We start from the raw sequence: 21,939 nt of genomic DNA on the forward strand, positions 1-21,939 counted from the left end.
GACGACATGACCCGAACGCTTTCCGCGCGCTGCCTGTGCGGCGCCGTGACCGTCACGTTGCGCGGCGAGCCGGCCGCGCGTGCGAACTGTCATTGCGCGACCTGCCGCGATTTCTACGGCACGCCGATGCTGTCCGCGACCGCATGGCCGCCGGAGCAGGTGACGATCGACGGCGGCCACGCGACGTTTCCGCATCCGTCGAAGTCGATGGCGCGTACGTGGTGCGCAGCGTGCGGCGAGATCGTGTTCGGGACGAACCGGCTCGGCATGCGCGTCGTGCCGAACAGCCTGACCGCGCGGGCGCACGTCGGGCCATTGCCCGGCGACCTGCAGCCGACGATGCACCTGTTCTACCGGCAACGCGTGCTCGACGTCGTCGATGCGCTGCCGAAATACGTCGACGGCTGGGACGGCCCGACGCTCGATCCGGCGAACTGAACGATCGCCGCCGCGTGCCGGTACGGCCGGCGCGCGGCTTTCCCCGCTGCATTCCGCTTTCCTTCCTGTTTTCCCTTCCTTGCACGAAATCGCAAACGCCGGGCTCGCCGGATAATATTTTTTCCCTTTCATTTTAATTTCTATTTGTAATAATCAAAACGATCGCCGGGGAATGAAAAAAGCAATGCGCTCATATCAGAAAAAATGACGCATTGGCATTGGATGACCCGGAAGAAAATGCCGGGAAATGCGCCGCGACCGCGTGGCTGGCAGGCCGTCGTGGCGCGGGTTCGCAGATTTTTCGATCATTGACGAAAAAGCGCCGGACGGCAAAAGGCGTGCAGTGAATAATTCGGGGTAACGGCGAATGCGCATTTGCCTGAATCACCAATATTTCATGCGCCGCGATTTACAGTGTCGACCATGGTTCGTCTGGGAGCATTATTCATGTCAATGAAACAAATCCGCGCGGTGTTGCTGGGAATGTGCATGGCGATGCTGGCGCCGGCGAGCCACGCGCAGGCGCAATACTCGACCGACTGGCTCGCGAACACCTACGGCACGCTCGCCTCGCACGTCGGCAACGGCGCGCGCTCGATGTGGGTCGCGCCCGAAGGCGTGATCTACACGGCGTCGCGCTGGGACGAGAACGCGGGCGGCGTCGCGATCTACCAGAACGGCCAGCCGCTCGGCACGATCGGCATCCACGACGAATTCCAGGGCGGCGCGATCACCGGCAATTCGACGTCGCTGTTCGTCGCGCTCGGCTACAACCGCACGTTCGGCAGCGGCTCGGTGGGCCGCTACAACCGCAGCACCAACCAGCGCGACCTGCGCATTCCGGTCAGCACGTGGACGGGCATCCAGTATGCGGACGTCATCACGGGCCTCGCGACGGGCGGCAACCTGCTGTACGTGAGCGACTTCTACGGCAACCGCGTGCGCGTCTATACGACCGATGGCGTGTGGCAGCGCGACATCGGCGTCACGGGGCCCGGCGCGCTGGCGCTCGATGCGGCCGGCAACCTGTGGGTCGCGCGCAAGAGTGCGGGCGTCGTCGCGCAGTTCAGTCCGACCGGGACGGCGATGAACACGCTGCAGATGGCGGCCGGCGCGCGGCCGGCGTCGCTGTACTTCGATGCGTCGATGGGCCGCCTGATGGTGGGCGACGAAGGGCCCGACATGAACATCAAGGTGTACGGCGGGCTGCCCGGGCTGCCGGTGCAGGTCGGCACGTTCGGCGTGCAGGGCGGCTATCTCGACACGACGACGGGCATCAAGGGGCAGGTCGGCGACAAGCGCTTCACGCGCGTCGCGGCGCTCGGCAAGGATGCGGCCGGCAACCTGTACGTGCTGAACAACGCCTGGGGCGGCGGCTGGGATCTCGGCCGCAACGGCAGCACCGATCTGCATTCGTACAGCCCGGTCGGCACGCTGCAATGGAAGCTGCAGGCGCTGAACTTCGAGGGGATCGCCGCGCCCGATCCCGCGACGGACGGCACGTTGTTCTTCAGCGGCAACAACGTGTATACGGGCACCGCGGGCGGCACGTTCGTCGCGAACACGGTCGATCCGTTCACCTATCCGAAGGACCCGCGCCTCGACATGAACGACTATCAGCGTGGCCAGCACTTCGGCCAGCTCGTGACGGTCGGCGGCAATCGGATCCTCGTTGCGTCGGGCCAGAACCCCGGCAACTTCAACTTCTATTACTTCAACACCGCGAGCGGCTACATCGCGATTCCGGCCGGCTCGCTGCCCGGCAAGCCGTTCAACACGACGCTGCAGGTGACGGCCGGTTTCGACATCGACGGCAACGGCGACGTGTGGGCCGGACTGAACGGCGCCAACGCGATCACGCGCTACCCGATGACGGGCTTCGACCCGACGACCGGCAAGCCGTCATGGGGCAAGCCGGTGACGACCGCCGTGCCAGGCAGCGTGGCGCCCGTGACGCGCATCATCTACCAGGCCGACAGCGACACGATGATTCTTGCGCAGGGCCTCGCGGGCAACTGGGACTGGACCGCGATGAACGGGCACATCGAGGTCTATCACGGCTGGAAGAACGGCAACACGAGCACGCCGAACCCGGTGATCAACCTGACGAGCGCGAACCCGAAATCGATCGCGGCCGCCGGCCACTACCTGTTCGTCGGCTACGTGCACACGGTGCCGAACATCGACATATTCGACCTGAACACCGGTGCGTTCGTCACGACGCTGACGAACTCGAACCCGTCGGCGATGGACGTCGGCAACGACGTCGATTCGATGTACGGCGTGCGCGCATACCTGCGCTCGACCGGCGAGTACGTGATCACGAAGGACAACTACAACGGGTCGAGCATCGTCGTGTATCGCTGGCGTCCGTGACCGCGCCGGCCGCGCGGGCCGTATCGACCGGCGCGGCCTGATCGTCAGGGCGCGCCGAGCACGCGCCCGTTCACGCTGCGCCCATACATCGAGTCGGGTGAATCGTGGAACTTCGCGCGCGTGTCCTGCACGGAACCCGTGAAGCGCGGGTCCTGCGGGCGTTCGTGGCTGTCCATGAAGGTTGCCACGTCCCACGCTTCCTGATCGGTCAGCGTGCCGCCGAGCCCGAGCGGCATGTTGGCCTTGATGAAGCCGGCCGCGTTGCGGATGTCGCCCATCCCCGCGCCCCAGTTGAACGAGCGCGCGCCCCACAGCGCCGGGAACACCGGTTTGCCGCCGCTCGACTGGCCCTGGCCGTCCGCGCCGTGGCACAGCGCGCAGTGCTGCGTGTAGACGGCCGCGCCGCGTGCGTAGTCGGCCTTCTGCGCCGGCGGTGGCAGTTTCGGGAACCCCTGGCCCGGCAGCTTCGTGCCGACCGGCGCACCCTTCGCGAGCCAGTACGAATAGGTTTCGAGCGCGACCAGGATCGGATCGCCGGCCGGCGGCGCCTTGCCGTTCATGCTGTAGCGGAAGCAGCCCTGCAGGCGCTCGGCGAACGTGTTCACGTGGCCGTTCTTGGCGCGGTACGCCGGATACAGCAGGTAAGCGGCCCACATCGGGCTCGAATCGGGCCGGCGGCCCGCATCGAGATGGCAGCTCGCGCAGGTCAGCTTGTTGCCGACGTACTTGCCCGCGAACTCGGGCGTGTGCAGGAAGATCTGCTCGCCGAGCCTGACGGTCTTGCCGAAGTCGTCGGCGGGGATCGCGGATTCGGGCGGCGGCGTGAACGGTTTCGCCGCCGGCGCGGCGGCGGCGGCGGGCGCGGGCGGGGGGGCGGAAGCGGCGGCCGGTGCGTCCTGCGGTGTCGCCCCGAACGCGAGCGCGGGCAGCCACGCCGCGCCGAGCAGCGCCGTGCGGGTGCGGCGGATCAGCGTCGTGCGATCGGTCATCGCTTGTCTCCTTGCGCGGCGCCGCCGCGTGCATAGTAGGCGGCCACCGCGTCGATGTCGGCGTCGGACAGCTTGCCGGCGATCATCGGCATCAATCCCATCGGCCCGGGCGGCCGCGTGCCGTGTTGCCAGCCGTGCAACTGGCCGGCGAGATACGCGGCCGGCTGCCCTGCGAGCGGCGGAAACGCGGTGCCGACGCCGAGGCCGCCGGGGCCGTGGCATTGCGCGCACGCGGGCAGGCCCTGCGACCAGCGCCCGCGCGTCGCGAGCCACGCGCCGGTGTTCGCCGGATCGATCGACGCGTCGTCGGGGGTGAAGACGCCGGCCGGCGCGGGCAGGCTTGCGAAGTACGCGGAGACCGCGTCGCGCTCGCGCGGCGACAGCAGTTTCGAGAGCGGCTGCATGACCGGATTCTGGCGGCTGCCGTCCGCGAACGCGGCGAGCTGCGCGGACAGGTACGCGGCGTTCGCGCCCGCAAGGCGCGGGAAGCCGGCCGCCGCGTTGCCTTCGCCCTGGCTGCCGTGGCAGCCGATGCAGGCGGCGACGCCCGTCGCCGTGCCTTGTGTCGCGATCGTCTTGCCGGACGCCGCGTCGTCCGCATGCGCGTGGCCGGCCAGCAGCGCGGCCGCGGCGAGCAGCAGCGGTGCGAACCGGCGTCGCGATGGTTCTCGCCGTCTAGCGACCCTGTCGTTCACGTGTCCCCTCCTTGTTGTGTATGTGGCGCGCGCGCCGTGCAGCGGCCGGACCGTCAGCTTGCGGCAGACACGTCCTGCGCCGGCGCGAGATGCGGCGTCGGCTGGTTCGCATCATATCGGCCGAAGCCGTAGCGCCGGAAAATCCCGAACGCTTCGGGCGACCGGATGAACGCGAGCCATGCACGCGCCGCTTCCGGGTGCGGCGCGTCCTTCACCATCGCGCCCGCGTAGATCGCCGTCGTATTCTGCTCGGCCGGAATGTCGACGTGCATCAGCGGATGCCCGACCTGTTCCTGGAACGCCGCTTCGGACTGCCACAGCACCCCCGCGTCCGCGCGGCCCTGCATCAGGAACAGCGCCGTTTCCCGATGGTGGATATGCGTGAGCTCGGCCGTGCCGGCGCGCACCTTGTCGTCGTAGACGGCGCGTGCGAGCGCGTCGCCGCCGGCTTTCACGAGCGACGCACGGATCTGCCGCGCGACGCCTTCGAAGGCCGGGTTCGGCATCGCGAGCGCCACGTCGGGCCGCGCGAGATCGCCGAGCGTCGCGATGCGTTTCGGATTGCCGGCGCGCACCATGATCGTCAGCTGGTTCGTCACGTACGGCACGGCCGGGCCCGCGAGCGTGCCGTCCGCGATCAGGTCGTTGATCTTGCCGAGCCCCGCGAAATACGCGTCGGGCTTGACCGTCCACGTCATGTTGCCGACGGTGATCGTGCCGCCCGCGTGGATCTGCTTGACGAGCAGGCCGGGCGGAATCGTTTCCCAGTAGATGCGGCCGCGATACTCGGGATGGTCTGCCTCGAACTTCGCGACGAGCGGTGCCATCGCGAAGAAGTAATTGCCGCCGACGTACAGCACGAGCTTCGGCGCGGTGAGGTCGCCGTGGAAATCGGCGAGCACGTCGACTTGCGGCACCGTGAATTCGAGGCCGCGATGGATCGCGTCGTTGTTGCGGCCGTCCTGCCACGGCGGAAAGAGGCGTGCATCGGTGTCGGCGGGGGCGGCGAGCGCAAGCGCCGAGGCGCAGCACAGCCACGCGGCCAGCACGGCGCGCGGCGTGCGCGGGCGGCGGCGCGCCGTGGGCGATTGCCGGGGCGGTTTCATCCGGATCGAGGTCATCGCGGTGCTCATTTCGCGTACGTGAAACCGGCCTGCTGCAACTCGGGCAGCGTGCCGACCGCGCCCGGCGTGACGATCGCGGACGGAATCACGTGGTTGGTCAGGTCGGCCGCGAGTGCGTCGAGCGGCAGCTTGTCCGGGTTCGCATTCGCGCCGTCGAGCCGTTCCGCGAGTTCCCAGATCGCGTTGTGGCACGACAGGAACACGACGCCACGCTGCTGCAGCGCGGCGATGCCGTTGTCATGCGACGAGAATGCGCCGTCCGGTAGTTCGTGGCCCTGTGCGCCTTTCGCTTGCGCCGGTTTGGCGTCGAGCAGCGTGTTGGTCGGGAACGCGGCGCCGGCGAATTTCGCGAGGCCGTATTTGTCCCACGCGATCTGATCGAACAGCGCGAGATGCGCGCTGCCGTGAGTGGCCGACACGACGAGGAAATCCGGATGGCCGTACGACCAGATCTGCGCGTTCAGCGAATTGCGCATCAGGTTCAGCCACGGGCCGCCGAGCTCGGTGTTGTCCCACACCTGCTTCGGGCCGCCGCGATAGCCGATGACTTCGGTGAGCGCCGCGTGGTCCCACTGGTCGGGGCGCTCGAGGATCATCGGCACCGTCTTGAAGTCGCGCCGTCGCGGGGTTGCCGCGAGGCGGCGCGTGAGGTCGGCGAGGCGCGCGGCGCCGCCGGGCAGCAGCGTGCCGGTGTCGGGCGCCGCGGCGTGCGCGGGGCGCGTCGCCGCGAGCAGGGCGGTGCCGGCCGCGAGGCCAAGTGTCTTGAGTGCGTCACGGCGCGCATGCCGGTCGGACATCGAGCTCTCCCAGATCGTTTTTGTGGGGGCGAGCTGCATCGCCGTGCCGCAGCGCTGCGTCGCCATCGCGTAGCCAGTCTAGGGGCGCGCGATCGATACCGGAAATCGCGATATCGGATGGGAGCTATTCGGGGGCCCGATGATTGACCGCGAGGCGGGCGCCGCCGCGTTGCGCGGCGACGTGAAGGCGGCGGGCGTTGCGCGACCGACGGCTGCTGCGCCGGCGTCGGCCGCGCGCGGACGTCAGAACGATACCGTCGTCGTCAGCGTGACGAGCCGCGGCTCGCCGACCGCGACGATCAGGTTGTTGTTGCTCGACGGATAGTAGGTCTTGTCGAGCAGGTTCTTCACGTTGAGCTGGAAGCGGGTCGGGAACTTGCCGATCGTCGTTTCGTACGCCGCGAACGCGTCGACGCTCACGTAGCCGGGCAGCGTGAAGCTGTTCGCGGTGTCGCCGGAGCGGGCGCCGACGAGACGCGCGCCGCCGCCGAAGCGCCAGCGCCCGGGCAGGTTCGCGATGGCCGTGTCGTACACCGCGAACAGGCTCCCCGTGTGGCGCGCGACGTTGACGAGCGGCGTGTTGCTGTCGCGATCGTTCGCGTTCGTGTACGCGTAGCTGCCGATCACGCTCAGGTGGCGCGTGATCTGCCCGGCGACGTCGAGCTCGATCCCGCGCGAGCGGGCGGTGCCGATCGTCGACGTGATGTCGTCGACCGTGACCGCGACGTTGCGCTTGTCGATCTGGTACACGGCGAGCGTGCCCGTGATCGCGGGCTTCAGGCTGAACTTCAGCCCGGCCTCGAGCACGCGGCCGTATTCCGGCGCGAGCGGCGCCGCGACGTTCGACGCGACGTTCGGCTTGAACGAGCGGCTCACGTTCGCATAGGCGGTGAGCGCCGGCGTGAGCGCATACGCAAGCCCGAACTGCGGCAGCCAGACGCTGCCGCGCGAGCGGTCGGCGAACACGAACGGCCGGCCCATCCCCGATTCCTGCTGCCAGTTCTCCCAGCGCAGCCCGCCTACCGCGGTGAGGCGGTCGGTGATCTTCACCGAGTCCTGCACGATCGTCGAATACGCATGCACGACCGAGCGCGAATCGCTCTGCTTCGGGTTCGGCACGCCGCCCGGCGCGAGCAGCCCGTACACGGGATCGTAGAGATTGAAGCCCGTCGTGGCCTTGCCGCGGATCGTGTCGCCGCGGAAGCTGCGCTGCCGCTCGTATTCGCCGCCGACGTAGATCGCGTGCTGCATGCCCGCGAGCGTCACGTTGCCGAGCAGGCCGAGCGTCGCGATCTGGTCGGAATCGTTGCGCCCGAGGTTCGCATCCGACGAGCGCGTCAGCGCGCCGGTCCTGCTGTTGAACGCGGTGGCGCGGGTGATGAATTGATCGTAGCGGTCCCGGCCCCAGCCGTAAGTGGCGCGCACGCGCCATGCATCCGAGAAGCGGTGCTCGATGCGGGTACGCAGCGTTTCCTGGATGCCGCTGCTTTGCGACCACGCCTCCTCGTAGCGGCGATAGCGCAGCGCATCGTCCGGCCGGCCGTTCACGAGCACGGTGCCGCGGTCGAACGGCATCGTGTAGTCGACGTACTGATAGCTGACGTCGATCGACGTGTTCGCGTCGTGCCACGACAGCGCGGGCGCGATCAACGCGTTGCGTTCGCGGCCGAAGCTGCGCCAGTAGCGGCTCGTGTCGTATTCGCCGGTCAGCCGGAAGGCGAGCGTGCCGCCCGCGACCTGGCCCGGGCGGCCGAGCGGCCCCGTGAGATCGAACTGCGCGTTGCTGCCGCCGTGGCTCGTGCGCGACGCGGAGATCGAGCCGCCGAACGTGTCTTCCGGCTTGCGCGTGACGAGGTTGATCACGCCGCCCGGGTCCTGCATGCCGTACAGCAGCGAAGCCGGGCCCTTCAGCACTTCGACGCGATCGATCGTCGCGAGATAGCTGTGCAGCACCGGCGTGCGCACGCCGTCGACCAGCACCGAGCCGTCGTTGTTCGAGCCGAAGCCACGCTTGATGAATGCGTCGCGCGTGCCGCCGAGCGTGTTCGTCTGCGTGACGCCGCTGATGTTGCCGAGCACGTCGTCGAGCGAACGCGCCTGCTGGTCCTGCATCACACTGCTGCTGACCACCGCGACCGACTGCGGAATTTCCTTCAGCGCGCGGTCGTCGCCGCCCGCGATGCTCGTCGTGCGCGGCTGATAGCCGACGGTTGGATCGACGGCGGCCGACGCGCTGACGTTGATCGCCGGGAGCGCGTGTTCGGCGGCCGGCGCGGCGTCGGGCGCGGGCGCAACGGGTTCGGCGCCGGCCGCATGCGCGCCGCTCGCGACGCACAGGGTGAGCAGGGCAGGCAGGCGCGTGCGCCACGGACGTGTGGTCCGGGCGCGGCAGGGCGTTCGACGGGATGGCATGAATCGATGCAGGAAGAGGAATGCTAAGGATCGTGTTGCGGGCCGCGGCATTGCGTGGCGACCAGGGTGCGCATGATATATGTAATGAGAATCATTTGCAATTGTAATGGGATGGCCGGCCACGTGCGGCGCTCGGTTGCCGGCCCGTCGGCCGTCTGCTACCGTAGCGGCCAAAATCAGACGCAGTGAAATTCAACGAGAGAGCCGGGGGCCGCACCATGTCATCTTCCTGTCACGTCGCGTTTCGCGCGACGCCACGCACCGCGCGCGAGCGTGCGGGCGATGAAGTGATCGCAGCCGTGTACCGCCATTCGAACGATTAAAGCAACGGAAGCGAATTCAACCGGCGTTGCGCCGGGCTTCGATGACTTCAACCACCACGCTAGACGGGAGACCACCCTTGAAGAAGATTTCCGCGCCGTTCGCGGCGGCCGCGCTCGCGGCCTGCACGCTACTGGCGGCCGTCCACCCGGCCGCTTGCGCGGCCTCGGCCGCCGAACCCGCGATCGACGCGCACTACGGCGCCGTGATCGAGGCGTATACGCAGGACATGGCCGCCGCGAAGACGAAGTACGACGGCAAGCGCCTCGCGTTCGTCGGCGCCGTGATCCGGATGGGCGGCGACCCGGGCGGCACGTACTTCGGCGCGCTGACGGCCGACGGCGAGCAGTTCGACACGCATTTCGACGTGGCCGACCAGGACGCGTTGAAGCCGAAATTTCCCGGCGGCGAGATCAAGCCGTTCGTCACGTCGGCGGCGTTCCGCTTCAGTTGCGTGAACGAAGGCTATATCGATGCGCCGGTGCTGCCGGGGCTGAAGCTGTCGCATTGCCGGCTCGCCGATTGAGTCGAGCGATGGGCGGGGGCCGGCGTGCGAGGGTCGAGCCTGCTCGGGCTGCAGCAGCAACCGCTCGATCACGCGCCGGGCGCGATCTTTTGATTGATGGCCGGGCAGGATGGGCCATCGATCGTTTCCAGTATGGTGATTGGCCGCCGCGTGCCGGGCGGCCCGCCCGCGGATCTACAGATCGAGTACCAGCAGGTCGGTTCGCGATCGCGAGCAGCACGGCATGAACTGGTCGCCGGCTGCTTTTTCGTCGTCGGTCAGATACGCGTCGCGATGATCGGGTTCGCCTTCGAGCACGCGGGTCACGCACGTGCCGCACACGCCTTGCTCGCACGACGTCAGCACGTCGACGCCGTGCGCCGCCAGCGCCGCGATCACCGTGCATTCGGCCGGCACGTCGATCACCTTGCCGCTGCTCGCGATCCGCACCTGGAATGCGCGATCGGCGCCGGACGACACGACCGCGCCGCCGAAGAACTCGTAGTGCAGCCGCGTTTCTCCCCAGCCGCGCTCGCGTGCGGCGTTCAGCACCGCATCCATGAAGCCGCGCGGGCCGCATACGTACAGATGCGTGCCGTCGGGCGCACCCGCCAGCACGGTAGAGAGATCGAAGCGTTGCGCGGGATCGCCGTCGTCGACGTGGAAGCGGACGCGATCGCGAAACCCGGCCGCGTTGATCCGCTCGACGAAGGCCATGCGATCGGCCGAACGCGCGCAGTAGTGCATGTCGAACGGGATGCCGGCCGAGCACAGCCGTTCGGCCATGCTCAGAATTGGCGTGACGCCGATCCCGCCGGCGAGCAACAGATGGTGCGGCGCATCGGACGCGAGCGGGAATTGATTGCGCGGCATGCCGATTCGCACGGTATCGCCTTGCCGGACTTCGTCGTGAATCGCGCGCGACCCGCCGCGGCCGTCGGCCTCGCGCAGCACCGCGATCTGATAGCGATCGCGCTGCTCCGGGTGGTTGCACAGCGAGTACTGGCGCACGAGCCCGCCCGGCAGATGCACGTCGATATGCGCGCCGGCGTCGAAGCGCGGCAATGGCGAGCCGTCATCGCTGACCAGTTCGAAGCCGCAGATGTCGCGCGCTTCGTGCCACTTGCGGGCGACCCGGACCGTCAATGTCGCGTCGCTCATGACGCCTCCCGGGCGTGCGCGACCGGAATCACGGGCCGCTGCGGGCGCGCCGCGTTTTCTTCCGCGAGCAGCCGGTCGATCACCTTGCGCGACAGCACGCCGCCGGCGTCGATGTTGAGCTTGAGGAGCGTGCGTTCGGGCCACTGCTCGAGATTGCGCTGCTGTCGCTCGAGCATCTCGAGATCCTCCGCGAAGATCTTGCCCTGGCCTTCGCGGATCTCGGCGGTCAGCGCGCGATCGTCGGGCCGGAAGTTGCGCGCCATCCCCCAGAAGTACCAGATCGACGTGTCGGTCTCGGGCGTGATGAAGTCGACCACGATCGACGACGCCTTCTTGTCCGCCGGCGCATCGTAGCCGCCGTGGCCGGCATGCGCGACGCCCACTTCGATCATCACGTGGCTCGGCGGCGTGAAGCGGCAGATCTGCCAGCGGTCGACCGGCACGTCGTCGGCGAGCCCGTTGCCGCGCAGCGCCATCCGCCAGAACGGCGGCGGCATCACGTTCTCCATGAAGCGGCTCGTGACGACTTCGTCGCCGTGGCTCGTCGTCTTCGGCGGCGCTTCGTCGATTTCCTTCTGGCCGATGCTCGACGCATGCACATAGGTCTCGTGCGTGAGGTCCATCAGGTTGTCGACCATCAGCCGGTAGTCGCAGCGGATGTAATACAGGCCGCCGCCGTGCGCCCAGGCCGGATCCTCGGCCCAGGCCAGCGCCGGCAGTTTGGCGGGATCGGCTTCGGACGCATCGCCCGGCCAGACCCACACGAAGCCGTACCGCTCGACCGCCGGGAAGCTGCGAATCGACGGAAACCCGCCGACCCGCTGGCCCGGCATGCCGGCCGTCTTGCCGTTGCAGCCCATTTCGAGCCCGTGATAGCCGCACACGAGCACGCCGTCGCGCACGAAGCCGAGCGACAGCGGCGCGCCGCGGTGCGGGCAGAAATCCTCGAGCGCGGCGACCTGGCCATCCGTCGCGCGGTAAAGCACCATCGATTCGTTGCAGATCTTGCGGCCCAGCGGCTTGCCGTCGATCTCGTCAGGCGTGCACGCCACGTACCACGCGTTCTTGAGAAACATGTTCCTTGTCTCCTTCGGGACGGTGCCGCCGGGGATGCGGCCCGATCTTCATTCCGTGTACTGAATGAGATTCAGTGTACTCATTGAGATTGGCGGAAACAAGGCGAGCGGTATACTGGTTTTCCCGCGAATGGCGCGAGGCAGCGCCATGCCGACGGCGCGCGCAACCGGCGCGCACCGCCTATGTGATCGACTCATTCATGGAAAAAACGACTCCCGCCGACCTGCCGGCTTTCCCGATCGACCTGTACGACGAACCCGGGCACCTGATCCGGCGCGCGCACCAGATCGCGGTCGCGATGTTCTACGAGAAGCTGGGCCGGGACGTGACGCCCGTGCAGTACGCGGTGCTGCGGATGCTGTACGAGAATCCGGGGCTCGATCAGGTGACGCTCGCGCAGCGGGTGGCGCTCGACACGTCGACCACGGCCGATCTCGCGGTGCGGCTCGAAGCGAAGGGATTGATCGTGCGCGAAGTGCTGCCGCGGCGTCAGCGGCGCCTGCTGTTGACGCCGGCCGGCGTCGAGCTGCTCACCCACCTGATTCCGTCGGTGACGGAGTTGCGGGCCGGGCTGTTCGACGGGATGGGCGACGACGATTCGCAGGAACTGATGCGCCTGCTACGCAAGTTCGTGCATTTGAACAACGAGCAGAGCCGCGCGCCGCTGCGGGTCAGCGAGGATTCGTAGCGGCTACGCACCGGTGCTCCGCCCGACCGCAGAGAAGCCGCGGCGGGGCAGCGGGCGTGCCGCCCACCGGCGTCACCCGCGTGACGCTTGCCCTTCCAGCCGCCGCACGGCTTCGGCCACTTCGTTCCTGAAGCGCACGAGCGCCGCCTGTTCCGGCGCTGGCGGCTGCACGGCGGCCCACAGCATGTCGATCAGCTGCGTGGCCGTCGTTTCCGTATCGAGCTTGCGGTGCCCGAGGATCGCATCCCACAGCACGTGCTCCATCGGCCCGAACACCATCGAGCGCAACAGGCTCAGCGGCAGATCCGCGCGAACCTGCCCGGCCGCCTGGCCGCGTGCGAGCACGTCCATCAGCGGCGCCGTGTAGCGGCGCTGCAGCGCGGTGAGCTCGTCGCTCAGTGCGTGCTGTTTCGCGCGGCCTTCCGACAGCACCAGCGCGCACAGCCCCGTGCCGTTCACGAGCATCAGCCGCAGGTGGGTGCGCACGATGAACGCGAACTGCTGCTGCACCGATGCCTCCCGTGGCATCCCGTGTTCGAACGCGGCGATGATTTCGTCGTACCAGTCCGCGATCACGCGCGCGCACAGCTCGCGCTTGCCGCGGAAATAGCTGAACACCGTCGCCTCCGACACCCCCACGCGCTGCGCGATCTCGGCGGCCGTCGCATGCTCGTAACCTTTTTCGGCGAACACGTCACGGCCGGCGCGCAGGATGTCCTGCACGCGCTGTTGGGATTTGCGCCCGGCGGGTGCGCGCGGCGCGTCGGCGCGGTCGGCTTTGGCGGTGGCGGTCATGGTGTCGGCGGGAGCGGCTGTCATGCTCGCATCATATCTGAGTATCACTCAAAAAACTATTGACGCCGAGCCCGTCGAAGCGCGAAACTGTGCAAAATTTCCGCTGTATTGGTCAATGAATCGGCGTATTCATTCGATTTGAGCGAAACTCAGAAATCGGTGAGTGCGACACACTTTCTGGAGACGGAGGAGACATGATCAACCTGCCCGGCGTGCAATTCATGCTCGGTGAAGACATCGAGATGCTGCGCGACGCCGTCGCGACGTTTGCGGCGAAGGAAATCACGCCGCGCGCGGCGGAGGTCGACCGCACCGACCAGTTTCCGATGGATCTGTGGAAGAAGTTCGGCGATCTCGGCGTGCTCGGCATGACCGTCTCCGAGGAATACGGCGGCGCGAACATGGGCTACACCGCGCACATGGTCGCGATGGAAGAGATCTCGCGCGCGTCGGCGTCGATCGGCCTGTCGTACGGCGCGCATTCGAACCTGTGCGTGAACCAGATCCATCGCAACGGCACCGAAGCGCAGAAGCAGAAATACCTGCCGAAGCTCGTGTCGGGCGAACACATCGGCGCGCTCGCGATGAGCGAGCCGAACGCCGGCTCCGACGTCGTCAGCATGAAGCTGCGGGCGGACAAGCGCGGCGACCGCTACGTGCTGAACGGCACGAAGATGTGGATCACCAACGGCCCCGATTGCGACACGCTGGTCGTCTACGCGAAGACCGATATCGAAGCCGGCCCGCGCGGCATCACCGCATTCATCGTCGAGAAGGGGATGAAGGGCTTCTCGGTCGCACAGAAGCTCGACAAGCTCGGCATGCGCGGTTCGCACACGGGCGAGCTGGTGTTCCAGGACGTCGAAGTGCCGGAAGAGAACATCCTCGGCCAGCTCAACGGCGGCGTGAAGGTGCTGATGAGCGGCCTCGACTACGAGCGTGCGGTGCTGTCGGGCGGCCCGACGGGCATCATGGCCGCGTGCCTCGACGCCGTGGTGCCGTATATCCACGACCGCAAGCAGTTCGGCCAGGCGATCGGCGAATTCCAGCTGATCCAGGGCAAGGTCGCCGACATGTACACCACGTTCCAGGCGTGCCGCGCATACCTGTATGCAGTGGGCCGCCACCTCGACTCGGCGGGCAGCGACCACATTCGCCAGGTGCGCAAGGACTGCGCGGGCGTGATCCTCTACACGGCCGAGAAGGCGACGTGGATGGCCGGCGAGGCGATCCAGATCCTCGGCGGCAACGGCTACATCAACGAATATCCGGTCGGCCGCCTGTGGCGCGATGCGAAGCTGTACGAGATCGGCGCCGGCACGAGCGAGATCCGCCGGATGCTGATCGGCCGCGAGCTGTTCGCGGAAACGATGTAACGCCCCACGTCACGCGAACGGAGCCTTGTCGATGCCGATCATCGAATCGAAACTGAACCCGCGTTCGGAAGACTTCCGCGCGAATGCCGCCGCGCTCGAGGCGGTCGTCGCCGACCTGCGCGCGAAGATCGAACAGCTCGCGCAGGGCGGCGGCCAGGCCGCGCGCGACAAGCACCTGTCGCGCGGCAAGCTGCTGCCGCGCGACCGCATCGCGCAACTGCTCGATCCGGGTGCGCCGTTCCTCGAGTTCTCGCAGCTCGCCGCGAACGGCATGTACAACGACGACGCGCCGGGCGCGGGCGTGATCACCGGGATCGGCCGCATCGCCGGCCGCGAATGCGTGATCGTGTGCAACGACGCGACGGTCAAGGGCGGCACCTACTACCCGATCACCGTGAAGAAGCACGTGCGCGCGCAGGAGATCGCCGCGGAAAACCGGCTGCCGTGCGTGTACCTCGTCGATTCGGGCGGCGCGAACCTGCCCAACCAGGACGACGTGTTTCCCGATCGCGATCACTTCGGGCGCATCTTCTTCAACCAGGCGACGATGTCGGCCGCGGGGATCGCGCAGATCGCCGTCGTGATGGGCTCGTGCACGGCCGGCGGCGCCTACGTGCCGGCGATGAGCGACGAATCGATCATCGTGAAGGACCAGGGCACGATTTTCCTCGGCGGGCCGCCGCTCGTGAAGGCCGCGACCGGCGAGGAAGTGAGCGCCGAGGATCTCGGCGGCGGCGACGTGCATACGCGCCTGTCGGGCGTGGCCGACCATCTCGCGCAGAACGACGCGCATGCGCTGTCGATCGCGCGCAACATCGTCAGTCACCTCGCGCCGAAGATCGCGCCGCCGGTCGCGCTGCGCGAGCCGAAGCCGCCGCGTTACGACGCGAAGAGCCTGTACGGCGTGATTCCGGTCGATACGCGCAAGCCGTTCGACGTGCGCGAGGTGATCGCGCGCATCGTCGACGATTCGGAGTTCGACGAATTCAAGGCGCGCTACGGCACGACGCTCGTCACCGGTTTCGCGCACATCTGGGGCCATCCGGTCGGGATCGTCGCGAACAACGGCATCCTGTTCTCCGAATCGGCCGTGAAGGGCGCGCATTTCATCGAGCTGTGCTGCCAGCGCAAGATTCCGCTCGTGTTCCTGCAGAACATCACGGGCTTCATGGTCGGGCGCAAGTACGAGAACGAAGGCATCGCGCGGCATGGCGCGAAGATGGTGACCGCCGTGTCGAACGCGAAGGTGCCGAAGTTCACGGTGATCATCGGCGGCTCGTTCGGCGCCGGCAACTACGGGATGTGCGGTCGCGCGTTCGGCCCGCGTTTCCTGTGGATGTGGCCGAACGCGCGCATCTCCGTGATGGGCGGCGAGCAGGCCGCGTCGGTGCTCGCGACCGTGCGCCGCGACGGCATCGAGGCGAAGGGCGGCGCATGGTCGCCGGAAGAAGAGGAAGCGTTCAAGCAGCCGATCCGCGACCAGTACGAACGCCAGGGCCATCCATATTACGCGAGCGCGCGGCTGTGGGACGACGGCGTGATCGACCCCGCGCAGACGCGCGACGTGCTCGGGCTCGGCCTCGCCGCGTCCATGAACGCGCCGATCGACGACACGCGCTTCGGCGTGTTCCGCATGTAACGCCCGGGAGGACTGACCGATGCGATACGAAACGATCAAGGTAAGCGAAGCCGGCCGCGTGGCGACCGTCACGCTCGCGCGTCCCGACGTGCGCAATGCGTTCAACGAGACGACGATCGCCGAGCTGACCACCGCGTTCGAATGGCTCGACGCGCACGAAGGCGTGCGCGCGGTCGTGCTCGCCGCGGAAGGCGCGGCATTCTGCGCGGGCGCGGACCTGAACTGGATGAAGAAGATGGCCGGTTACTCGGACGACGAGAACCGCGCCGATGCGCGCAAGCTCGCGCGGATGCTCGAAGCGATCCATCGCTGCGGCAAGCCGGTGATCGCGCGCGTGCATGGCGATGCGTATGCGGGCGGCGTGGGCCTCGTCGCGGCGGCCGACATCGCGATCGCCGCCGACGGCGTGAAGTTCTGCCTGTCGGAAGCGCGGCTCGGGCTGATTCCCGCGACGATCGCGCCGTACGTCGTGCGTGCGATGGGCGAGCGCGCGGCGCGTCGCTACTTCACGACGGCCGAAGTGTTCGACAGCGCGCGTGCGGCGTCGCTCGGCTTCATTCACGACGCGGTGCCGGCCGACGCGCTCGACGAAACGGTCGCGAAGCTGGCGGCGACGCTGGTCGCGAACGGCCCCGACGCGGTGAAGGCGTGCAAGCGGCTCGTCGCCGACGTGGCCGGCCGCGCGCTCGATGCGACGCTGATCGAGCAGACCGCCGACTGGATCGCGAAGACCCGCGCCGGCGCGGAAGCGCGCGAAGGGATCGCGTCCTTCCTCGAAAAGCGTACGCCGTCGTGGCGTGAATGATCGCGTGACCTCAACCTTCCGGACGACATCGAAGCCATGTTCGACAAGATTCTGATCGCCAACCGCGGCGAAATCGCGTGCCGCGTCGCCGCGACGTGCAAACGTCTCGGGATCGCGAGCGTCGCCGTCTATTCCGACGCGGATGCGAACGCGAAACACGTGGCCGCATGCGACGAGGCCGTGCACATCGGCGGTTCGGCCGCGGCAGACAGCTACCTGCGCATCGAGCGCATCATCGACGCCGCGCGTGCGACCGGCGCGCAGGCGATTCACCCCGGCTACGGCTTTCTGTCGGAGAACGAGGATTTCGCGCACGCATGCGAAGCGGCCGGCATCGTGTTCATCGGGCCGCCGGTCGACGCGATCGCGGCGATGGGCTCGAAGGCCGCCGCGAAGGCGCTGATGCACGCGGCCGCCGTGCCGCTCGTGCCCGGCTATCACGGCGACGACCAGGATGCGGCCAACCTGCATCGCGAAGCCGACGAGATCGGCTACCCGGTGCTGCTGAAGGCGAGCGCGGGCGGTGGCGGCAAGGGGATGCGCGTGGTCGAGCGCTCCGAGGACTTTCCCGCGGCGCTCGCATCGTGCCAGCGCGAAGCGGCAAGCAGCTTCGGCAACGATCGTGTGCTGATCGAGAAATACCTGACGCGCCCGCGCCACGTTGAAGTGCAGGTGTTCGGCGACACGCTCGGCAATACCGTGTACCTGTTCGATCGCGACTGCTCTGTGCAGCGCCGTCACCAGAAGGTGCTCGAGGAAGCGCCGGCGCCCGGTCTGCACGACGACGTGCGCCAGGCGATGGGCGAAGCGGCCGTCGCGGCCGCGCGCGCGGTCGGCTATGTCGGCGCGGGCACCGTCGAATTCATCATGACGGGCGATGCGTTCTACTTCATGGAAATGAACACGCGCCTGCAGGTCGAGCATCCGGTGACCGAGATGGTCACGGGGTTCGATCTCGTCGAATGGCAACTGCGCGTCGCGTCCGGCGAGCCGCTGCCGCTGAAGCAGGAGGAACTGCGCGTGCGGGGCCATGCGCTCGAGGCGCGCCTTTACGCGGAGAATCCGGCGCGCGGCTTCCTGCCGTCGACGGGTACGCTGAAGCATCTGCGGCTGCCGGCCGGCGTCGAGTTCGACATCGGCGCGGCGGTGCGCGTCGACAGCGGCGTGCGCGAAGGCGATGCGATCACGCCGTTCTACGATCCGATGATCGCGAAGCTGATCGTCCACGGCGCGGACCGCGCGGAAGCGCTGGGGTTGATGCTGCGTGCGCTGCGCGCGTGCGAAGTGGTCGGCCTGCATACGAACGCGGCATTCCTGCAGCGGATCGTCGCGTGCGAGCCGTTCGCGACGGCCGATCTCGACACCGGCCTGATCGAGCGCAACCACGATGCGCTGTTCGCGCCGCGACAGCCGCCGCGCGCGACGCTCGCGCTCGCTTGCGCGGCGCTGCTGGCACGCGAACGCGCTGCGGCGCCGGCCGCATCGCCGTGGGCCGCGCTACCGGACTGGCGGCTGAACGGCGGCTATCGCCGCACGCTCGAGTGGCATGCGATCGATCGCGAAGCGGACGTGACGGTCACGTACGAGGACGACGGCGCCGGCGCGCGCATCGCGATCGGCGACGCGGCCGCGCAACCGTTCGCGTGGACGCGCGGCGCCACGCCGCTCGATTTCGACGTGACGCTTGGCGACGTGCGCAGCAGCGGCCGCGTGTATGCGGACGGCGACACGTTCCATGTGTTCACGCAGGGCGCGGCCGAAACGTTCGAATGGCGCAACCTGCTCGCGCATGCGGGCGACGCGGAGCAGGGCGGCGGCCGCCTGACCGCGCCGATGCCCGGCAAGGTGATCGCGGTGCTGGTCGAGCCGGGCCAGAAGGTCGAAGCGGGCACGCCGCTGATCGTGATGGAAGCGATGAAGATGGAGCACACGATCGGCGCGCCGAGCGCGGGCGTCGTCGCGGAAGTGTTGTACGGCGTCGGCGACCAGGTCGCGGACGGCGCGCAGTTGCTGATGATGGCGGAAGGCTGATCGGCAGCGTTGCTGCCATACGCGGGCCGGTTGCAGCGGCGGCCGGCCCGCAAGAAAGCGCGTCGCGATTCGCCGTGTGTTCGTCGTCGCGGCAGCACGGCTGCGGTATCGAGCACACGCGAAGCAGTACGCGTGGCCAACGAAAATCTTTCGAACGACTTACGGTCTTCGTCGTTCCTGCCATCTCTCTTCGTGCCGCGCGCGGCACGCCCCTCGATCTTCCCGCCACTCGACACCGTCGTGTAACAAGTCGAACATAGCATCTCGGCGTCGATATGACCGGCGCGGGGTTCGCGTCCGCGTCACGTCATCATCCTCACGGAGAACCGTTATGCGAACGTCGGCCCTACGGCCTTTCGCAGTCGTCGGCCTGATCGCGCTGACCGCGCTGCTCGGCGCCTGCAACGACGACCTGACCGCACCCGCCGCGCCCGTCGCGCAGCAGAAGGCCGCGTGCGGCGGCGCCGTGGTCGCCACCGCGCAGATGCGCTGCCCGCCGGGCTTCACCGCGCCTGCTTCGTCGCCCGCTTCCTGATACCGGCCGTTTCCACCAGAAAACCCATCAAGAGCAACCAGCATGGCCACTCATTCGCGACGCGATTTTCTGAAGTTCTCGGCCGGCCTCGCCGGCGCGACCGCCGCCACCGCACTGCTGCCGGAATCGATCCGCAAGGCGCTGGCGATCGAGCCGAACACCGTGACGGGCACGATCCAGGACGTGCAGCACATCGTTGTGTTCATGCAGGAGAACCGCTCGTTCGACCACTACCTCGGCCACCTGAGCGGCGTGCGCGGCTACAACGACCGCTTCCCGGTCACGCTGCCGAACGGCAAGCCGGTGTGGTTCCAGCCGCGCCAGGAAGACAAGTCGAGCGTGATCGCACCGTTTCGCTACGACACGACCAACCCGGGCGTCAACGCGCAATGCATCGGCGGCCTGCCGCACACGTGGGCGACGACGCACGGCGCGATCGACAACGGTCGCGCGGATCAGTGGGCCGTGCAGAAGTCGAACATGACGATGGGCTATCACGTTCGCGACGACATCCCGTTCCATTACGCGCTCGCGGATGCGTTCACGGTGTGCGACAACTACTTCTGCTCGATTCCGGGCAACACGCACCCGAACCGCATGTACCTGATGACGGGCATGGTCGATCCGCTCGGCACCGGCGGCGGCCCGCTGCTCGACAACACCGACTACATCGACAACCAGTTCGACAAGATCCAGTTGCCGCCCTTCAGCTGGACGACCTACCCGGAACGCCTCGAAAAAGCCGGCATCTCGTGGCAGATCTATCAGCAGGGCACCGGGTTCGACAACTTCACCGGCAACTACGGCACGAACATGCTGGCGTGCTTCAACAACTTCGTGAATGCGCCGGCCGGTTCGTCGCTGCAGACGCGCGGGATGAGCACGCGTCCGATCACGCAACTGAAGGCCGACGTGCAGGCGAATGCGCTGCCGCAGGTGTCGTGGCTGCTGCCGCCCGCCGCGTATTCGGAGCATCCGAAGTTCACGCCGCTGTATGGCGCGTACTACCTGTCGACGATCCTCGATGCGCTGACGTCCAACCCGGACGTGTGGAGCAAGACCGTCCTGCTGATCATGTACGACGAAAACGACGGCTTCTTCGACCACGTCGTGCCGCCGTCGGCGCCGACGCTGCCGGGCTCGGGCATGAGCACCGTGGACGTGTCGCTCGAGCGGCACAACGTCGTGACCGCCACGCAAGCCGGCACCTATTCGGCAGACAATCTGCCGTACGGGCTCGGTCCGCGCGTGCCGATGTTCGTCGTGTCGCCGTGGTCGAAGGGCGGCTTCGTCTGCTCGCAGGTGTTCGATCACACGTCGGTGCTGCAATTCATCGAGAAGCGCTTCGGCGTGGTGGAGACCAACATCTCGCCGTGGCGCCGCGCGATCTGCGGCGACCTGACGTCGGCGCTCGACTTCTCGAAATCGGATGCGACGCTGCCGACCCTGCCGAACACGCAGGCATATGTCGCGCAGGCCGACCTGCAATGCTCGCGTGCGTCGTCGCAGACCGCGCCGGCCAGCACCGCGCAGCAGGTCGTGACCGCGCAGGAACCGGGCACGCGGCCGGCGCGCGCGCTGCCGTACGAGTTGCATGTCACCGGCCAACTCCAGGCACAAGGGTATGCGCTGACGTTCGCGAATACCGGCACGCAGGGCGCGCACTTCTGGGTCTATACGGGCGACCCCACCGCGATGCCGCGCCGCTATACGGTCGAAGCGGGCAAGCACCTGACCGATACGTGGGCGCTCGATGCGAACGGCAACTACCTGGTGAGCGTGTGGGGGCCAAACGGCTATTTCCGGCGCTTCGCGGGTTCGGCGGCGGCGGATGCCGCGGCCAAGCCTGAAATCACACCGTGCTACGACACCGCGAACGGCGACGTGTACGTGACGATCGCCAATGCGGGCACGAGCCCGCTCACGGTCACGGCGACCGATGTCGCGTATGGCGGCGCGGCGCGCACGCTGACGGTTCCGGCCGGGCAGCGTATCGAAGCGCACTGGGACCTGTCGTGCAGCAGCCACTGGTACGACCTGCAGTTCGCGGTGGCCGGCAATGCCGGCTGGACGCGCCGCATCGCGGGGCACGTCGAGACCGGCAAGGCCAGCATCACCGACCCGGCGGCCGTCGCGCCGACGATCACGGCGATCTGACGACGGTAACCGATGCGA

The 21,939-nt window shown here is 67.8% G+C and carries 18 protein-coding genes; 10 read left to right on the top strand and 8 right to left on the bottom strand.

Annotated elements, in window-relative coordinates:
• Positions 1 to 6: 6 nt before the first annotated feature.
• Positions 7 to 438, top strand: coding sequence for a GFA family protein (locus MMB92_RS12055; RefSeq protein ID WP_080322659.1), 432 nt, complete (start codon positions 7 to 9; stop codon positions 436 to 438).
• 447 nt (positions 439 to 885) lie between these two features.
• The gene (locus MMB92_RS12060; RefSeq protein WP_062910311.1) at positions 886 to 2,814 is read left to right on the top strand and encodes a hypothetical protein; all 1,929 of its coding nucleotides are present in this window, start codon (positions 886 to 888) and stop codon (positions 2,812 to 2,814) included.
• A gap of 44 nt (positions 2,815 to 2,858) precedes the next feature.
• Here the strand turns inward: MMB92_RS12060 and MMB92_RS12065 are convergent, their stop codons facing one another.
• The 5 genes from MMB92_RS12065 to MMB92_RS12085 all read right to left on the bottom strand — a co-directional run bounded on the left by MMB92_RS12065 (position 2,859) and on the right by MMB92_RS12085 (position 8,831).
• Complete coding sequence (locus MMB92_RS12065; protein WP_062910312.1) at positions 2,859 to 3,803, bottom strand: c-type cytochrome; 945 nt, start codon at positions 3,801 to 3,803, stop codon at positions 2,859 to 2,861.
• Entirely contained in the window at positions 3,800 to 4,498 is a 699-nt protein-coding gene (locus MMB92_RS12070; protein ID WP_058903519.1) for a c-type cytochrome, read from the bottom strand. Before MMB92_RS12070 ends, MMB92_RS12065 begins: the two co-directional genes overlap by 4 nt.
• 53 nt (positions 4,499 to 4,551) lie before the next feature.
• Positions 4,552 to 5,619, bottom strand: coding sequence for a substrate-binding domain-containing protein (locus MMB92_RS12075; RefSeq protein WP_277562712.1), 1,068 nt, complete (start codon positions 5,617 to 5,619; stop codon positions 4,552 to 4,554).
• A gap of 8 nt (positions 5,620 to 5,627) precedes the next feature.
• Positions 5,628 to 6,419, bottom strand: a complete 792-nt coding sequence (locus MMB92_RS12080) for a hypothetical protein (RefSeq protein ID WP_062911390.1) — start codon at positions 6,417 to 6,419, stop codon at positions 5,628 to 5,630.
• A gap of 243 nt (positions 6,420 to 6,662) precedes the next feature.
• Positions 6,663 to 8,831, bottom strand: coding sequence for a TonB-dependent siderophore receptor (locus tag MMB92_RS12085; RefSeq protein ID WP_006495153.1), 2,169 nt, complete (start codon positions 8,829 to 8,831; stop codon positions 6,663 to 6,665).
• Positions 8,832 to 9,231: 400 nt separating this feature from the next.
• Between MMB92_RS12085 and MMB92_RS12090 the strand changes: the two genes are divergently transcribed.
• Positions 9,232 to 9,678: a hypothetical protein gene (locus tag MMB92_RS12090; protein WP_034203292.1), complete on the top strand. Its 447-nt coding sequence runs from the start codon at positions 9,232 to 9,234 to the stop codon at positions 9,676 to 9,678.
• A gap of 174 nt (positions 9,679 to 9,852) precedes the next feature.
• On the opposite strand, the gene MMB92_RS12095 is transcribed toward MMB92_RS12090, so the two are convergent.
• Together MMB92_RS12095 and MMB92_RS12100 are read right to left on the bottom strand one after the other, a co-directional pair.
• Entirely contained in the window at positions 9,853 to 10,818 is a 966-nt protein-coding gene (locus MMB92_RS12095) for a PDR/VanB family oxidoreductase (protein WP_062910313.1), read from the bottom strand.
• Positions 10,815 to 11,894 (bottom strand): aromatic ring-hydroxylating dioxygenase subunit alpha, encoded by a 1,080-nt coding sequence (locus tag MMB92_RS12100; protein ID WP_034203294.1) that lies wholly within the window; start codon positions 11,892 to 11,894, stop codon positions 10,815 to 10,817. The genes MMB92_RS12095 and MMB92_RS12100 overlap by 4 nt, the downstream gene beginning before the upstream one ends.
• A gap of 200 nt (positions 11,895 to 12,094) precedes the next feature.
• Between MMB92_RS12100 and MMB92_RS12105 the strand changes: the two genes are divergently transcribed.
• Entirely contained in the window at positions 12,095 to 12,583 is a 489-nt protein-coding gene (locus tag MMB92_RS12105) for a MarR family winged helix-turn-helix transcriptional regulator (protein WP_006483226.1), read from the top strand.
• A 72-nt stretch (positions 12,584 to 12,655) separates the two neighbouring features.
• Here the strand turns inward: MMB92_RS12105 and MMB92_RS12110 are convergent, their stop codons facing one another.
• Positions 12,656 to 13,402 (bottom strand): TetR/AcrR family transcriptional regulator, encoded by a 747-nt coding sequence (locus MMB92_RS12110; protein ID WP_006493419.1) that lies wholly within the window; start codon positions 13,400 to 13,402, stop codon positions 12,656 to 12,658.
• Between the two features lie 170 nt (positions 13,403 to 13,572).
• Here MMB92_RS12110 and MMB92_RS12115 point away from each other — a divergent pair, with 170 nt between their 5' ends.
• The 6 genes from MMB92_RS12115 to MMB92_RS12140 all read left to right on the top strand — a co-directional run bounded on the left by MMB92_RS12115 (position 13,573) and on the right by MMB92_RS12140 (position 21,921).
• Positions 13,573 to 14,754 carry an isovaleryl-CoA dehydrogenase gene (locus tag MMB92_RS12115; RefSeq protein WP_006480547.1) on the top strand — a complete coding sequence of 394 codons (1,182 nt, stop codon included), beginning with the start codon at positions 13,573 to 13,575 and terminating at the stop codon, positions 14,752 to 14,754.
• 31 nt (positions 14,755 to 14,785) lie between these two features.
• The gene (locus MMB92_RS12120) at positions 14,786 to 16,393 is read left to right on the top strand and encodes a carboxyl transferase domain-containing protein (protein ID WP_048987838.1); all 1,608 of its coding nucleotides are present in this window, start codon (positions 14,786 to 14,788) and stop codon (positions 16,391 to 16,393) included.
• Between the two features lie 19 nt (positions 16,394 to 16,412).
• Complete coding sequence (locus MMB92_RS12125; RefSeq protein ID WP_006483238.1) at positions 16,413 to 17,198, top strand: enoyl-CoA hydratase/isomerase family protein; 786 nt, start codon at positions 16,413 to 16,415, stop codon at positions 17,196 to 17,198.
• 36 nt (positions 17,199 to 17,234) lie between these two features.
• Positions 17,235 to 19,229 (top strand): acetyl/propionyl/methylcrotonyl-CoA carboxylase subunit alpha, encoded by a 1,995-nt coding sequence (locus MMB92_RS12130; protein WP_277562706.1) that lies wholly within the window; start codon positions 17,235 to 17,237, stop codon positions 19,227 to 19,229.
• A gap of 331 nt (positions 19,230 to 19,560) precedes the next feature.
• Entirely contained in the window at positions 19,561 to 19,764 is a 204-nt protein-coding gene (locus MMB92_RS12135; protein WP_006483229.1) for a hypothetical protein, read from the top strand.
• Positions 19,765 to 19,806: 42 nt separating this feature from the next.
• Positions 19,807 to 21,921: a phospholipase C, phosphocholine-specific gene (locus tag MMB92_RS12140; RefSeq protein ID WP_277562707.1), complete on the top strand. Its 2,115-nt coding sequence runs from the start codon at positions 19,807 to 19,809 to the stop codon at positions 21,919 to 21,921.
• Positions 21,922 to 21,939: the final 18 nt, after the last annotated feature.

The sequence above is a fragment of the Burkholderia sp. IO2 genome, from assembly GCF_029522185.1.
Classification (GTDB): Bacteria; Pseudomonadota; Gammaproteobacteria; order Burkholderiales; family Burkholderiaceae; genus Burkholderia; species Burkholderia cenocepacia.

Coding starts and splice junctions, on each gene's coding strand:
- MMB92_RS12055 (WP_080322659.1), top strand. CDS start 7: ATGACCCGAACGCTTTCCGCGCGCTGCCTGTGCGGCGCCGTGACCGTC.
- MMB92_RS12100 (WP_034203294.1), bottom strand. CDS start 11,894: ATGTTTCTCAAGAACGCGTGGTACGTGGCGTGCACGCCTGACGAGATC.
- MMB92_RS12115 (WP_006480547.1), top strand. CDS start 13,573: ATGATCAACCTGCCCGGCGTGCAATTCATGCTCGGTGAAGACATCGAG.
- MMB92_RS12135 (WP_006483229.1), top strand. CDS start 19,561: ATGCGAACGTCGGCCCTACGGCCTTTCGCAGTCGTCGGCCTGATCGCG.
- MMB92_RS12065 (WP_062910312.1), bottom strand. CDS start 3,803: ATGACCGATCGCACGACGCTGATCCGCCGCACCCGCACGGCGCTGCTC.
- MMB92_RS12140 (WP_277562707.1), top strand. CDS start 19,807: ATGGCCACTCATTCGCGACGCGATTTTCTGAAGTTCTCGGCCGGCCTC.
- MMB92_RS12110 (WP_006493419.1), bottom strand. CDS start 13,402: ATGACAGCCGCTCCCGCCGACACCATGACCGCCACCGCCAAAGCCGAC.
- MMB92_RS12130 (WP_277562706.1), top strand. CDS start 17,235: ATGTTCGACAAGATTCTGATCGCCAACCGCGGCGAAATCGCGTGCCGC.
- MMB92_RS12060 (WP_062910311.1), top strand. CDS start 886: ATGTCAATGAAACAAATCCGCGCGGTGTTGCTGGGAATGTGCATGGCG.
- MMB92_RS12075 (WP_277562712.1), bottom strand. CDS start 5,619: ATGACCTCGATCCGGATGAAACCGCCCCGGCAATCGCCCACGGCGCGC.
- MMB92_RS12105 (WP_006483226.1), top strand. CDS start 12,095: ATGGAAAAAACGACTCCCGCCGACCTGCCGGCTTTCCCGATCGACCTG.
- MMB92_RS12095 (WP_062910313.1), bottom strand. CDS start 10,818: ATGAGCGACGCGACATTGACGGTCCGGGTCGCCCGCAAGTGGCACGAA.
- MMB92_RS12125 (WP_006483238.1), top strand. CDS start 16,413: ATGCGATACGAAACGATCAAGGTAAGCGAAGCCGGCCGCGTGGCGACC.
- MMB92_RS12120 (WP_048987838.1), top strand. CDS start 14,786: ATGCCGATCATCGAATCGAAACTGAACCCGCGTTCGGAAGACTTCCGC.
- MMB92_RS12080 (WP_062911390.1), bottom strand. CDS start 6,419: ATGTCCGACCGGCATGCGCGCCGTGACGCACTCAAGACACTTGGCCTC.
- MMB92_RS12085 (WP_006495153.1), bottom strand. CDS start 8,831: ATGCCATCCCGTCGAACGCCCTGCCGCGCCCGGACCACACGTCCGTGG.